Source organism: Streptomyces sp. H27-H1 (assembly GCF_026627445.1).
Taxonomy (GTDB): Bacteria; Actinomycetota; Actinomycetes; order Streptomycetales; family Streptomycetaceae; genus Streptomyces.
In genome coordinates this window covers 66,048-80,220 of the sequence record NZ_JAPNLJ010000034.1, presented here as the reverse complement: position 1 = coordinate 80,220, position 14,173 = coordinate 66,048, and the positions used below count along the sequence as shown (strand labels likewise).

Sequence of the window (14,173 nt, the reverse complement as noted above, 5' to 3'; positions counted from 1 at the left end):
ATCTAAGCGCTTGCTCAGATTAAGTTACCGGCGGGTTGGTCTACCTGTCCATAGTGAGGTGGGGCACGTCGGCCGGAAGTCGTCCCAGAAGGCGTTCAGAAGCCGCTGCACACCGCGGAGGCGAAGGGGCCGGTGGCCGTCGCCGTGACGGGCGGGGAGTCGTCCACGGTCACCGAGCAGGTCGCGCTGCCCCCGTCGGCGCCCAGCGTGACGACGAGTGAGCCGCCCTTGACGAAGCCCGTCGTGGTGATCTCCTTGCTCCAGGGCAGGGTCCGGTCGCCGAGCTGGCTGGCGGACGTGTTCCCGCCGTGCCAGGTCGAGTAGGTGATGGTCACGCCCGAGGCGGTGCCGGTGGCCGCGTACGAGACCCGGGCGGGCCGGGCGGCCTCCTCGGCCACCTCGCTGACGACCAGTGCGACGAAGGCGACGCAGCCGCCGAGCAGCAGCAGGACCAGGCCGAGGAGCACCCACGGCCAGCGGCGGCGCCTTCGCGGCGGAGGCGCGGGCGGGTACGGGTACGGGGGCTGGGGCTGGGGTTGGGGCTGGGACTGCGGTGGGGGCTGGTAGGGGCTCTGGGGTGGCTGAGGGTGCTGCGTGGGGCCCTCGGGGCGCGGTCCCCACCGTGGAGGATCCGGGGGCTCAGGGGGAGTGTCCGGGTGGTTCATGCCCCCAGCGTCGCCCCGCCGGTCGGGCACCGCACCGCGGCGGCCGCGGTGTCAGCGGACGTCCGGGTCGGCGTGGCGCAGTGCGAACCACAGCTCCATCCGGGTGTCCGGATCGTCCAGGTCGGCGCCCAGCAGGTCGGCGGCGCGGGCGATGCGCTGGCGCACGGTGTTGCGGTGGACGCCGAGGGCGGCCGCGCCGCGGTCCCAGCTGCCGTGGTGGGTCAGCCAGGCGCGCAGCGTGTCCCGCAGGGCGGGGGAGAGGGGACGGAGCAGGGCCTCGGCGTGGGCCCGGGCCTCGGCCTCGCCGACCAGGCCCGCGAAGCCGGGGTCCGTGTGCCGGGCCAGCGGGATCCGGGCCGCCTCGGCGCGCTCCAGTGCCCGTCCGGCTTGCGCGTCGGCGCCGGGCAGGCCTTCCGCCGCGGCCGGAGCGCTCACCCCCAGCCGCCAGCCGGGCTGCGGGGCGGGGTCCCGGTCGGTGAGCAGGCGCACGCCGTCCTCGCGCGGGTCGAGCAGTACGGTGCCCAGCGCGGCCGCCAGGGCCCGCGGATCCCCACCGCCCCGGGCGTGTACGGCGTACCAGGGCCCGGGGCCCAGCGCCCCGCCCGGATCCCCGCCGAGCAGCAGCCGGGTCAGGGCGGCCTCCGCCCCGGCCGGGCGGTGAGCGGTGAGCAACGTCAGCAGGACGGCCGCCACCGAGGCGATGGTGTGGTCCCCGGGAGCCCGCGTCGGGGTCGCCAGGGCCAGGACCCGGCCGTCGCCGAGGGCGTGCACCGAGAGCCGGGTCCCCCCGTGCATCCCGGTGGCGGTGACGGCGCCCCCACCGGCGACCCGCCGGGCCAGCCCGCGGAGGGCGTCCAGCACTTCGGACGTGGGCTCCGGCCCGGCGGAGGCTCCCGGCCCGACCTGGATCCCCGGTCCGGCAGAGCTCCCCGGTCCGGCGGACCCGGGGGCTCCGCCGGGCTCGGCATTCCGCATCGGCGCGGCCCAGGGGGCGGGTGCCGTAGGGCCGCCGGATGCCTGCCCGGTGCCCGGCGCGAGGTCCCGTACGGGCTCGGGGCCGGGCCCGGCGGAGACCCCCGCTCCGGCGGAGGCTCCCGGTCCGGCGGAGACCTCCGCTCCGGCGGAGGCTCCCGGTCCGGCAGAGGGCTCGGGGGCGCCGCCACCCGGCTCGGCAACCCGTGCCCGTGCGGCTCCCGCAGTGAGGGCCGCGCTGCCGCCGGCTCCCGCGGCGGAGCCCGTACGGCCGGCGGGTGCCTGCCCGGTGACCGGCGCGAGGTCCCGTACGGGATCGGCCCCCGGCGCGGAGGTTTCCGGGGGCTCGGGCGGGGCTGCCGGGAGGAGCCCCGCCCAGCCGCCCAGGGCCGCCGCCAGCCGGCGGAGGACCGCCGGGACCGGATCCTGGCGGGCGGCGGCCGCCGCCAGGGACTGCTGGGCCTCGGTGACCCGGCGGAGCTCCGCGGTACGGGCCTGCGCCATGAGCCGCCAGACGGCGCGGCCGACCGCCGTGAACGGCGTTCCGGGCGGCACCTCGACCAGGGGCAGCCCGTGCCGGTCGCAGGCCTCGACGAGGGAGCGCGGCACCGTCGCGTGCACCGGGGTCACCCCGAAGCCGAGGGCGCCGACCCCGGCCCGGACGAGCCGCGCGACGTACTGCCCGGCATCGGTCCCGCCGGGGGCCGTCCCGCCGGGGCCCGGGCCGCCGGATCCCGGGCCGTCCTCGGCCGCCCTTCCGTGCCCTGTGCGCCCGTGCTCCGTCCCGCCGAGGGCCGTCCTCGAGTGGCGCGTCCCGCCGGGGATCGGGCCGTCCCGTGTCGTCGCCCCGTGCGCGGCCCCTCCCTGCACCGTCCCGGCGAGGGACGGAGCGCCTGCCAGGCCGGTGTCCGGCTCTGCCCCCACGCCGGTGGGAGCGTCCGCAGGGCCGGTCTCCGGTTCCGCTCCCGCGAGGCCCTCGCCCGCCGTCAGCAGTAGTTCGCCGCCCAGCAGGTACGGAGACGGGTCCGCCATCTCGGAGGCGTGGACCCCGTGGACCTCGCCCTCGGCGGGACCGGCCAGATGCCGTAGCCCCAGCCCGTGGTCGGCGAGCAGCCGGCCGAGCGCCACCGGCGGGGTGGGAGGGGCTTCCATGGATACTCCGTACACATCGGGGGGTCTGGGTGGATGAAACGTACACTTCGCGGTCCCCGGGTGTCCGTTTACGCTCGAAGGACCGCACCGCACACCTCCCCGGAAGGCCCCCCATGAGCACGCAGCCGCGCGGACCCGTCGACTCCTCCCGCATCCCGCGCTACGCGGGCCCCGCGACCTTCGCCCGGCTGCCCCGCCTGGACGAGGTCGGAGGGAAGACCGACGTGGCCGTCGTCGGCGTGCCGTTCGACTCCGGTGTCTCCTACCGCCCCGGCGCCCGCTTCGGCGGCAACGCCATCCGCGAGGCCTCCCGCCTGCTGCGCCCGTACAACCCGGCGCAGGACGCCTCCCCGTTCGCCCTCGCCCAGGTCGCCGACGCCGGCGACATCGCGGTGAACCCCTTCAACATCAACGAGGCCGTCGACCAGGTTGAGGCCGCCGCCGACGAGCTCCTCGGCAACGGCGCCCGCCTGATGACCCTCGGCGGCGACCACACCATCGCGCTTCCCCTCCTGCGCTCGGTGGCGAAGAAGCACGGCCCGGTCGCGCTGCTCCACTTCGATGCCCACCTGGACACCTGGGACACGTACTTCGGCGCCGAGTACACGCACGGCACGCCGTTCCGGCGCGCCGTCGAGGAGGGCATCCTCGACACCGAGGCCCTGTCCCACGTCGGTACGCGCGGCCCGCTGTACGGCAAGCAGGACCTGGACGACGACGCCAAGATGGGCTTCGGCATCGTCACCTCGGCCGACGTCTACCGGCGCGGCGCCGACGAGGTCGCGGACCAGCTGCGCCAGCGCATCGGCGACCGTCCGCTCTACATCTCGATCGACATCGACGTGCTGGACCCGGCGCACGCGCCCGGCACGGGCACGCCGGAGGCCGGCGGCATGACCTCCCGCGAGCTGCTGGAGATCATCCGGGGACTGTCCTCCTGCAACCTGGTCTCGGCGGACGTCGTGGAGGTCGCCCCGGCGTACGATCACGCGGAGATCACCTCGGTCGCGGCCTCGCACACCGCGTACGAGCTGACCACGATCATGAGCCGCCAGATCGCTGCCTCCAGGATCAAGTGACGGCGAACCCGAAGGGCGAGTAAGCGCACGTGACGCACGACCACGACCTGGTACTCCGTCCCACCGAAGCCCAGAAGGCGGCCGCACTCGCGCCGCCGCCGGGGCGAACGGGCGGGGACCTGGTCGTGGAGACGCTGCGCTCGCTGGGCGCGACCACCGTCTTCGGACTGCCGGGGCAGCACGCGCTCGGCCTCTTCGACGCGGTGGGCCGCTCCGACCTGCGGCTGATCGGGCTGCGCACGGAGAACAACGCGGGCTTCGCCGCCGACGCGTACGGCCGGCTGACCGGTGAGGCCGTACCGCTGCTCCTGTCCACCGGCCCCGGCGCCCTGATGGCGCTGCCCGCCCTCGCCGAGGCGGCGGCGGCGTCCGCCCCCGTCCTGGCGATCTCCTCGCAGGTCCCGACCCCGGGCCTGGGCGGCGGCCGGCGCGGCCACCTGCACGAACTGCGCGACCAGTCGGCCTCCTTCCGGGACGTCGTCAAGTCCGTCCACATCGCCCGCACCCCCTCCCAGGTCCCCTCCGTCATCGCCGAGGCCTGGGAATCGGCGCTCAGCGCCCCGCACGGCCCGGTGTGGGTGGAGATCCCGGAAGACGTCCTGCGCGCGGAAACGCTGATCCCGCAGGTCACCGGCATGGACGCGACCCCGCACGAACTGGCCCCGCGCCCGGAGCTGACGGCGCTGGCCGCCCACTGGCTGGAGAACGCCGAGCGCCCGGTGATCATCGCGGGCGGCGGGGTCATCCGTTCGGACGCGGCGGGCAAGCTGAAGCAGCTGGCGGAACGCCTGAACGCGCCCGTCGTCACCACCTTCGGCGGCAAGGGCGCCTTCCCGTGGACCCACCCGCTCTCCCTCCAGTCCTGGCTGGAGGACCGCCACATGACGGACTTCCTGGAGGACGCGGACGTCCTGCTGGTCGTCGGCTCGGGGCTCGGGGAACTCTCCTCGAACTACCACACGTTCTTCCCGGAGGGCCGGGTCGTCCAGATCGAGGCGGACCTCGGCAAGCTGGAGTCCAACCACGCGGGCCTCGGCATCCACGCGGACGCCCGCCTCGCCCTCCAGGCCCTGCTGGAGACGGTCGCCGAGCGCGAGGACCCGTCGGCTCCGGAGCGCGTGCGGCTGCTCCTCGCGGACATCGCGGCCCGGCTGTCCGCGCAGGACGTGGGCCTGGAGCAGGAGCTCCTGGCGTCGATCCGCGCCGCCCTCCCCCCGCGCTCCCCGTCCTTCTGGGACATGACGATGCTGTCCTACTGGGCCTGGTCGGCCTTCGACGCCAAGCACCCGAACACCATGCACTCGGCGCAGGGCGCGGGCGGCCTCGGCTACGCCTTCCCGGCGGCCCTCGGCGCCTGCGCCGCGGAACCGGGCACCCCCGTACTGGCCGTCTCGGGCGACGGCGGCGCGATGTACTCGATCGCGGACCTGGCCACCGCGAAGCAGCACGAACTGGACGTGACCTGGCTGATCGTGGACGACGGCGGCTACGGCATCCTGCGCGAGTACGGCTGCACGACCGGCACCGAGCTGACCCGCCCCGACTTCGCCGCCCTGGCCGCCGCCTTCGACGTCCCGTCGGCCACCACCACCCCGGACACCCTCCGCACGGACCTCGCCAAGGCTCTGAAGACCCCGGGTCCCTCGGTCCTTGTACTTCCGGCCACACTCCGCATGTTCGAGCCGACGCACGTCTAGGGCGGTCCGACGCACTGGTTAGGGTGTTGTGACCGGACCAGAGGCGGAGTGCGAGGGGGAGCAGTGTCGTTCGAGGACGAATGGAGCACGCACAAGCAGGCTGCCGGGACCGCGGACCCGTCGCCGCGGACGCGGCTGAACCAGCTCCCCGCGGAACAGGGCGGCTCCCCCGCGCCCGCCGGCGGGCCCGGTGTGCTGGCCACGGCCCCTCCGGCGAAGAAGAAGGCCGCCGACACCATCGAGAACGTCCTCCAGCCCGGTACGACGAAGGCCGCCGACGCCGCCGACGAACCGACCCGGGGCGCCGTCGCGGCCTTCGGCGGCTGGGCGACGGCGACCGGCCTGACCAAGGCCCATGAACACTGGGACGACCAGGTGAAGCGACTGATGGGGCGTCTGAACTCGGAGAAGACGGCCCTGCGCGGCGCGTCCAACCTGTTCACCGGAAACGACCAGCTGACGGGCGGGAGCTTCCAGCCGGTGCAGTCCAAGGTCGCAGGACTGTAGGGGAAGACGTGCCGGACTACGCCGAGATCATGCAGACGGACCTCTCCGCGCTCACCACGGCCGCCGACGGCTGGAAGGCCATGGCGACACAGTTCAAGACCCTGGAGGGCGTCTACAAGGACGAGGTCCAGATCGTCTCCGCGGGCAACGGCTGGCTGGGCTCCAGTCAGCAGACCGCCGCCGCCAACTCCTCCATGACCCGCCGGGAGTTCGCGTCCGCGCAGACCGAGGCCCTGGCCATGGAGTCCCTGCTCCGTGACGCGCACGCCCGGTTCACGGACCTCAAGGGCCGGGTGGTGTCGGCCGCGGCGGACGCCAGGGGCGCCGGTATGAAGGTCTCGGAGCAGGGCGTCGCCAGCTACGACTACTCCAAGGCCGACGCGGCCACCGCCAACGCGGTGCGGCACGATCCCGACCTCCCGGAGGTCGAGCGCTCCTGGACGAGCCGGATCGGGGACACCGTCAAGGCCGTCACGGAGTTCGACGAGGACGTCAGGATCGCCCTGATGAACGCGTCGGGGGCCGACGGAACCTCGATGTTCGGCTTCAACTCCAAGCCCGTCAACGACGTCGAGGCCGTGGAGGCGCTCGCCCTCACCCAGAAGATCCGCGACGGCAAGGCCTCCCCGGACGAACTGCGGCACTACGACGAGCTGCTGCGGCAGAACTCGAAGGACCCCCACTTCAGCCAGGCGTACCTGAACTCGCTGGGCGCCAAGGACACCCTGCACCTCGCGGACCAGATGAACCTGGCGTCCAACGACCGCGGAGCCTCGGCCGCCGACAAGAAGCTCTACGAGTCGATCAACTCCGGCCTCGCGGGCACGATCGCGTCGGGCACCAAGGACCCGGACAGCTACGCCTACAAGCCCTTCGTCAACGGGCTCAAGGAGCAGGGACCGGAGACCCTCGCCGGGGGCGCGCGGCCCCTGAACGGCTACCAGGCCCTCACGACCCTGCTGCGCAACGGTGACGGCTACGGCAAGCAGTTCCTCAACGACATCGGCGACGGCATGATCGAGGCCGAGAAGTCGAAGCCGAACATGTACGACCACGCCTACGACCCCCAGCGCCCGAACCTGGTCTCGGACCCGCTGGACGGCCTGCTCGGCATCATGGCCAAGGACCCGGACTCGGCGACGCACTTCCTCGACCCCGAGGCGCCCGGCAACAAGAACGAACACCTCAAGTACCTGCTCAACGACCGCGACATGCCCGACCCCTGGATCTCGACCGGCTACGGCTCCCCGATCGAGATGGACGGCGAGAAGACGGCCGGCCTGGGCGCGGCCATCCAGGCGGCGGCCACCGGCCACACGGACGGCGAGAAGCTGGGCCCGCCCGGCCCGCACACCGAGGGCCAGGCGCGGGTGATGCACAACGCGATCCGCTTCCTCGACGACGAGATGGGCGGGGACGAGTTCCCGGAAGACCTGGAGGGCCTGCGCCAGCCGATGGCGAAGGCGCTGGTCGACTATGTGGGCGACACCCACGAGATCCTGGGCGGACAGAACTCCGACCTGGGTGAGATCGGGGGCAGCGACTCGATCCACGGTTCGGGTAACGAGGCCCAGATCGCGGTCGGCCAGGGCAGCCTGATCCGCGTGATGCGCGGAATCGCGGACGACGGCCCGTCCTACGCCCTGATGGTCGAGGCTGAACGGGCCTACTCGGCGGAGCAGCTCGTGACCGCTGCCCCGTACAAGAGCGATCTGCACGGCGTGAGCGCCGACTGGGACAACCGCGCCCACGACATCGGCGTGGCCGGCGGCGCCCTCAACGGCATCGGGGCCGATGTCTACAAGGACAAGGAAGACGACCGAGTGACGTGGGCGGAGGGCACGGCCGCGTACACGGCTGCCGCCGGAAACGGGCTCATCGGCGAGATCCCCGTCGTGAGCACGATCGGAGGCTCGCTGATCGACGTGGCCGGGTACGACTGGGTCGAGGGCGTCAAGGACGCGGCCGAGGAGCAGAGCAAGCAGGAGTCCAGTCGCAATTACTCGGCGGGTGTGGAGGGGACCAACAAGCTGTTCGACGCATGGGGAGAGGAACGGAAGATCCAGACGGACCCGGCGTTCGAGCATGCCAAGGACGCTTCCAACACCGCGTACACGACCGGACGGGAGGCAGCCCGTGCGCACCTCCGGCCCTGATGTGCTCGAGGCCCTCGTGCGGTCGACGGTTGCGCTCCTTTGCGTCCTGACGCTGGCGTCGTGCGACTCGGGCGCCCCGGAAGCCAAGGTCGACCATCTGTGCGAGATCGTGCCTTCCGCGGACGAAGAAGTGCTCCTGCGAGGGATCCTCCGTACAGAAGACATCGAGACCCAGATCACCAACCGCACGAAGCGTGTGCAGGAGGGGCTTGAGCGCGGACTGCGTGGGATGGGCACCGAAAAGGCGACACTTCCGTGGTACACGTGCGCCTATTGGCCGGGTGCCCAGAGCCGGGAGCGTGCGACGTTCGGCTTCGGATGGGCACCTCGCGCCTCGAAGGAGCCGGAGTGGTCCCTGGCCAAGGGTGTCCCGTACGAGGTGAACGGTGTTTCCGCCGAGACCAACGACACCTATACGAAGCTGCGCGTCCAGTGCGACATGCCCGGCGAGCTCGGTCAGAAGTCGAAGGCGGCATGGTTTTACGCGAATGCTTCGTACACGGTCAACATCCCCCGGACGGACATCGATCAGGCGGCCCGGGACCGGCAGACCGCCCTCACCTACCTCATGGCCCGCCGCGTCACCGACGCCCTCGGCTGCGAGAACAAGCCGCTGGAGAAGCCCCCCGTGGTGAAGCCGCTCCCTACCCCCTGACGGGCACCTCCGCCCAGACGGCCTTGCCGATGCCGTGGAGCCGTGGGCAGCAGCCCCAGCGCGCGGCGAGGGCCGCCACGATCGCGAGCCCGCGCCCCCGCTCGTCCCAGTCCGCCACGACCTGCGGCGCGAGTTTCACGGCGGGTCCCGCGTCGGCGACCTCCACGCGCAGCACTCCGTCGTACCGGGCGAGCCGCACCCCGATGTACCGCCCCTGCGGCGCGCGGCCGTGCCGGACGGCGTTGGTGACCAGCTCGGAGAGCAGCAGCTCCGCCGTGGCGGCGGGCTCCGGGGCGACGCCCCACGTGGCGAGCTGCTTGCGCAGCAGGGCGCGGGCCCGGCCGGGAGCGCGGAGGCTGCGGGGAAGGATCCAGGACTTCTCGTCGGCACAGGGCAGCGTCATGAGGCCTCACCTATCTAGATACCTGACTCATCCAAGTGAAGCGACCTCGTCGACGGGGCGTCAAGAGGTATCTAGATATGTTCGATGTCGACGCGTGTTGTACGAGCAGTCGGCATCTGCGGTTCCCGTGCGCCCCTAGGCTGTCGGGAGATGATCGGGGAGGACCGCATGCCGAGTGACGGCGCTGTACGGCAGCCCAAGTACGTGCGCATCGCCGCCGCACTCAAGGACGCGATCGCCTCCGGCGAGTACGGGCCCGGCGACCGGCTGCCCGGCGAGAGTGACCTCATGGCCACCTACGGCGTCGCCCGGATGACGGCCAGGCAGGCATTCGGCGTCCTGCAGGCCGAAGGGCTGACCGAGGCGCGCAAGGGCGCCGGTGTCTTCGTGCGTGAGTTCCGGGTCGGGATCCGGCGCAGGGGTATCCAACGGCTGGCCGTCGAGGTGTGGGGTGCCGGAGGGTCCATCTGGGCCGCGGAGGGCAAGGGTCACGATCCCGAGGTCGAGCCCCTCGGGGTTTCCAGTGAAGCCGCCCCCAGAACCGTCGCCGCTGCCCTCGGGCTCGCCGACGGCGCGCTCGCCTGTGTCCGCCGCCGCAGGTTCCTCCTCGACGGGAAGCCCGTCATGCTCGCGACCTCGTACCTCGACGCCGCCCTCGTGGCGGGTACGCCCATCACCGAGCCGGACACCGGGCCCGGCGGCATCTACGCCCGGCTCGCCGAGCTCGGCCGGGGGCCCGCGCGGTTCCGTGAGGAGGTCCGGTCGCGGATGCCGAACCAGGAGGAGGCCGGGAGGCTCGGGCTGGCCGCCGGGACGCCCGTCGTCCTGGTCGTCCGCACCGCCTTCGCCGCCGACGGGGCGGTGGTCGAGGTCAACGAGATGGTCCTCGACGCCTCCGCCTACGTCCTGGAGTACGAGTTCGACGCACCCTAGACCCCGCCCAGACCCCGCTCCGGGCCCCGCTTCCCCCGGACGGGCCACGCCGCCTCGCCCGTCGCCACGTAAACCCGTTCGATTGTTGCGGTGGGATGAAATCCGCCGGTCGGAGCGTTGGCGCTTCCGGTAGGGCATGACGAACGGGGAGGCACCACGTGGTGGCGGCAGCGACGGGAACAGGCGAGAAACAGGGCTGGGGCAGGAGGCTGGCGGCCTACACCTGGCGGTACAAGGCCAATGTGCTGCTGGCGCTCGGGTCCTCGCTCGGCGGCATGGCCGTGCTGGCACTCGTACCGCTCGTCACCAAGGTGATCCTCGACGACGTCATCGGGGACAAGACGAAGGCCATGGGGCCCTGGGCCGGGATGCTCATAGCCGCCGCGGCGCTGGTGTACGTACTCACCTACATCCGCAGGTACTACGGAGGGCGCCTCGCCCTCGACGTGCAGCACGACCTGCGCACCGACATGTACGACACCATCGCCCGCCTCGACGGGCGGCGCCAGGACGAGCTGTCCACCGGCCAGGTCGTCGGGCGGGCCACCAGCGACCTCCAGCTGATCCAGGGCCTGCTGTTCATGCTGCCCATGACCATCGGGAACTTCCTGCTCTTCGGGATATCCCTCGGGATCATGCTGTGGCTCTCGCCGCTGCTGACCCTCGTCGCGCTGCTCATGGCCCCCGCCCTCTGGTTCATCGCCAAGCGCAGCCGCAAGAAGCTCTTCCCCGCCACCTGGTACGCGCAGAGCCAGGCCGCCGCCGTCGCCACCGTCGTCGACGGGTCCGTCACCGGCGTCCGCGTCGTCAAGGGCTTCGGCCAGGAGGAGCAGGAGACCGGAAAGCTCCGCGCCGCCGGCCGCCGGCTGTTCGCCGGGCGGATGCGCAGCATCCGGATGAACTCGCGCTACACCCCCGCCCTGCAGGCCGTACCCGCCCTCGGGCAGGTCGCGATGCTGGCCCTCGGCGGCTGGATGGCCACCAAGGGGCAGGTGACCCTCGGTACCTTCGTCGCCTTCTCCACCTACCTCGCCCAGCTCGTCGGCCCCGTCCGCATGCTCGCCATGGTCCTCACCGTCGGCCAGCAGGCCCGCGCCGGCGCCGAGCGGGTGTTCGAGCTCATCGACACCGAGCCGGTGATCCAGGAGGGGACGAAGACGCTTCCCGCCGACACGCCCGCCACCGTCGAGTTCGATGACGTGCGCTTCGGGTACGACACCGAGCGGCCCGTGCTCGACGGGTTCTCCCTGCGCATCGAGGAGGGGGAGACCATCGCCCTCGTCGGATCCTCCGGCAGCGGCAAGTCCACCCTCTCGCTCCTCCTGCCCCGCTTCTACGACGCCGACCGCGGCACCGTCCGCGTCGGCGGCCACGACGTGCGCGAGCTGACCTACGACTCGCTGCGCGACGCGATCGGGCTGGTGCCCGAGGACTCGTTCCTCTTCTCCGACACCATCCGCGCCAACATCGCCTACGGGCACCCCGGCGCCACCGACGAACAGGTTGAGGCCGCCGCCCGCGCCGCCCAGGCCGAAGGGTTCGTCCAGGCCCTCCCCGCCGGGTACGAGACCACGGTCGGGGAGCAGGGCCTTACCCTCTCCGGCGGCCAGCGCCAGCGCATCGCGCTCGCCCGCGCCATCCTCACCGACCCCCGCCTGCTGCTCCTCGACGACGCGACCTCCGCCGTCGACGCCCGCGTCGAGCACGAGATCCACGAGGCCCTGCGGGCCGTCATGGCCGGCCGCACCACCCTGCTCATCGCCCACCGCCGCTCCACGCTCGCGCTGGCTGACCGGATCGCCGTACTGGACGGCGGGCGGCTCTCCGACATCGGTACGCACGAGGAGCTGGAGCGCCGCTCCGCCCTGTACCGGCGGCTGCTCACCGACCCGGACGCACTGGGCGCCGGCTCCCCGCGGACGCCCGAGGCGCCTGTGATGGAGGAGTTCGAGCGCGATATCGAGCGGGACATCGAGTTCGAGGCCGAGATCGACTCCGAGCCCGTCAACGCCAAGCGCCGGGTGGCCGGCGGGATCACCCCCGAGCTCTGGCAGCGCCAGGAGGAGGCGGACGAGAAGACCACCGCCGCCGCGGGAATGCCCGCCACCCCCGAACTGCTCGCGCAGGTGGCCGCGCTGCCGCCCGCCGAAGACACCCCCGACGTGGACGAGACCCGCGCCGCGTCCGCCGAGGACAGCTACAACCTGCGCCGCCTGCTGCGCGGCTTCTGGGCCCCGCTCGCGATATCCCTCGGCCTCGTCGCCCTGGACGCCGGCTCCGGGCTGCTCCTGCCCATCCTGATCCGGCACGGCATCGACCAGGGCGTCGAAGCCGCCGCCCTCGGCGCCGTCTGGGCGGCGTCACTCCTCGCGCTCGGCGTCGTCCTGGCCCAGTGGGCCGCGCAGTTCGCCGAGACCCGGATGACCGGCCGCACCGGCGAGCGCGTGCTCTACGCACTGCGCGTCAAGATCTTCGCCCAGCTCCAGCGCCTCGGCCTCGACTACTACGAGCGCGAGCTGACCGGCAAGATCATGACCCGGATGACCACCGACGTGGACGCCCTGTCCAGCTTCCTGCAGACCGGGCTCGTCACCGCCGTCGTCTCCGTCCTGACCTTCTTCGGCATCCTGATCGCCCTGCTCGTCCTGGACGTGGAGCTGGCGCTGATCGTCTTCGCCACCCTGCCGCTGCTGATCCTCGGCACGGTGTTCTTCCGCCGCAAGTCCGTGGCCGCCTACGAGCTCGCCCGCGACCGGGTCGGGCTGGTCAACGCCGACCTCCAGGAGTCCGTGGCCGGACTGCGCATCGTCCAGGCCTTCCGCCGCCAGCGCGCCGGAGCCGTCCGGTTCGCCGAGCGCAGCGACTCGTACCGCGAGGCCCGGGTCCGCGGCCAGTGGCTGATATCCGTCTACTTCCCCTTCGTCCAGCTGCTGTCCTCCGGGGCCGCGGCCGCCGTGCTGATCGTCGGCGCGGGCCGGGTGGAGGCCGGCACGCTCACCACCGGCGCGCTGGTCGCGTACCTGCTCTACATCGACCTGTTCTTCGCCCCCGTCCAGCAGCTCTCGCAGGTCTTCGACGGCTACCAGCAGGCCACCGTCTCCCTGGGCCGGATCCAGGGCCTGCTGCGCGAGCCCACCAGCACCCCCGGCGCGGCCGAGCCGCGCCCGGTCCCGGAGCTGCGCGGCGAGATCGCCTTCGAGGGGGTCCACTTCGGGTACGGCACCGCCGAGGAGCGCGGGGAGAAGGAGCAGGCGCTCGCCGGAATCAGCCTGCGCATCCCCGCCGGGCAGACCGTCGCCTTCGTCGGCGAGACCGGTGCCGGCAAGTCCACGCTGGTCAAGATGGTGGCCCGGTTCTACGATCCGACCTCCGGCCGGGTCACCGCCGACGGGGTGGACCTGCGCGAGCTGGACCTGACGGCCTACCGCCACCGCCTCGGCGTCGTCCCCCAGGAGCCGTACCTCTTCCCGGGGACGGTCCGCGACGCCATCGCCTACGGCCGGCCCGAGGCGAGCGACGCCCAGGTGGAGGCCGCCGCGCACGCGGTCGGCGCCCACGCCATGATCGCCACGCTGGACGGCGGCTACCTGCACACCGTCACCGAGCGGGGCCGCAACCTCTCCGCCGGCCAGCGGCAGCTGATCGCGCTGGCCCGCGCCGAGCTCGTCGACCCCGACGTGCTGCTGCTCGACGAGGCCACCGCCGCCCTCGACCTGGCCACCGAAGCCCTGGTCAACCAGGCCACGGACCGGCTCGCGGGCAAGCGGACCACTCTGGTCGTGGCGCACCGGCTGACCACCGCCGCGCGCGCCGACCGGGTCGTGGTCATGGACCGGGGCCGGGTGGCGGAGGACGGCACCCACGCCGAGCTGCTGGCCCGCGGCGGCCGGTACGCCGAACTGTGGCGCACCTTCGTGGGCGAGGACGAGCCGGCCGCCGCGTAGGCCCCGGGGG

10 protein-coding genes are annotated in these 14,173 nt (G+C 72.9%); 7 read left to right on the top strand and 3 right to left on the bottom strand.

Annotated features, from left to right (window positions below; genetic code table 11):
- Positions 1-95: 95 nt before the first annotated feature.
- Positions 96-467, bottom strand: coding sequence for an MmpS family transport accessory protein (locus OTB20_RS29815; protein WP_267822186.1), 372 nt, complete (start codon positions 465-467; stop codon positions 96-98).
- 249 nt (positions 468-716) lie between these two features.
- Entirely contained in the window at positions 717-2,789 is a 2,073-nt protein-coding gene (locus tag OTB20_RS29810) for a PucR family transcriptional regulator (protein WP_267822184.1), read from the bottom strand.
- A gap of 113 nt (positions 2,790-2,902) precedes the next feature.
- Here OTB20_RS29810 and speB point away from each other — a divergent pair, with 113 nt between their 5' ends.
- From speB to OTB20_RS29785, 5 genes are all read left to right on the top strand, one after another.
- The gene (gene speB / locus OTB20_RS29805) at positions 2,903-3,868 is read left to right on the top strand and encodes an agmatinase (protein ID WP_267822182.1); all 966 of its coding nucleotides are present in this window, start codon (positions 2,903-2,905) and stop codon (positions 3,866-3,868) included.
- A 29-nt stretch (positions 3,869-3,897) separates the two neighbouring features.
- The gene (locus OTB20_RS29800; protein ID WP_267760645.1) at positions 3,898-5,565 is read left to right on the top strand and encodes a thiamine pyrophosphate-binding protein; all 1,668 of its coding nucleotides are present in this window, start codon (positions 3,898-3,900) and stop codon (positions 5,563-5,565) included.
- A 63-nt stretch (positions 5,566-5,628) separates the two neighbouring features.
- Positions 5,629-6,072, top strand: a complete 444-nt coding sequence (locus OTB20_RS29795) for a hypothetical protein (protein ID WP_267822180.1) — start codon at positions 5,629-5,631, stop codon at positions 6,070-6,072.
- A gap of 8 nt (positions 6,073-6,080) precedes the next feature.
- Positions 6,081-8,228, top strand: a complete 2,148-nt coding sequence (locus OTB20_RS29790; protein ID WP_267822178.1) for a DUF6571 family protein — start codon at positions 6,081-6,083, stop codon at positions 8,226-8,228.
- Positions 8,209-8,883 (top strand): hypothetical protein, encoded by a 675-nt coding sequence (locus tag OTB20_RS29785; protein ID WP_267822176.1) that lies wholly within the window; start codon positions 8,209-8,211, stop codon positions 8,881-8,883. Before OTB20_RS29790 ends, OTB20_RS29785 begins: the two co-directional genes overlap by 20 nt.
- On the opposite strand, the gene OTB20_RS29780 is transcribed toward OTB20_RS29785, so the two are convergent.
- Entirely contained in the window at positions 8,873-9,286 is a 414-nt protein-coding gene (locus OTB20_RS29780; RefSeq protein WP_267822174.1) for an ATP-binding protein, read from the bottom strand. The two genes, OTB20_RS29785 and OTB20_RS29780, sit on opposite strands and share 11 nt — an antisense overlap.
- A gap of 168 nt (positions 9,287-9,454) precedes the next feature.
- Between OTB20_RS29780 and OTB20_RS29775 the strand changes: the two genes are divergently transcribed.
- Together OTB20_RS29775 and OTB20_RS29770 are read left to right on the top strand one after the other, a co-directional pair.
- Entirely contained in the window at positions 9,455-10,219 is a 765-nt protein-coding gene (locus OTB20_RS29775) for a GntR family transcriptional regulator (protein WP_267822172.1), read from the top strand.
- Between the two features lie 161 nt (positions 10,220-10,380).
- The gene (locus OTB20_RS29770) at positions 10,381-14,163 is read left to right on the top strand and encodes an ABC transporter ATP-binding protein (protein WP_267822213.1); all 3,783 of its coding nucleotides are present in this window, start codon (positions 10,381-10,383) and stop codon (positions 14,161-14,163) included.
- The last annotated feature ends 10 nt before the right edge of the window (positions 14,164-14,173 follow it).

Excerpts from the sequence above, each read along its gene's own strand:
- OTB20_RS29810 (WP_267822184.1), bottom strand. The coding sequence starts at position 2,789 with ATGGAAGCCCCTCCCACCCCGCCGGTGGCGCTCGGCCGGCTGCTCGCC.
- speB (WP_267822182.1), top strand. The coding sequence starts at position 2,903 with ATGAGCACGCAGCCGCGCGGACCCGTCGACTCCTCCCGCATCCCGCGC.
- OTB20_RS29780 (WP_267822174.1), bottom strand. The coding sequence starts at position 9,286 with ATGACGCTGCCCTGTGCCGACGAGAAGTCCTGGATCCTTCCCCGCAGC.
- OTB20_RS29775 (WP_267822172.1), top strand. The coding sequence starts at position 9,455 with ATGCCGAGTGACGGCGCTGTACGGCAGCCCAAGTACGTGCGCATCGCC.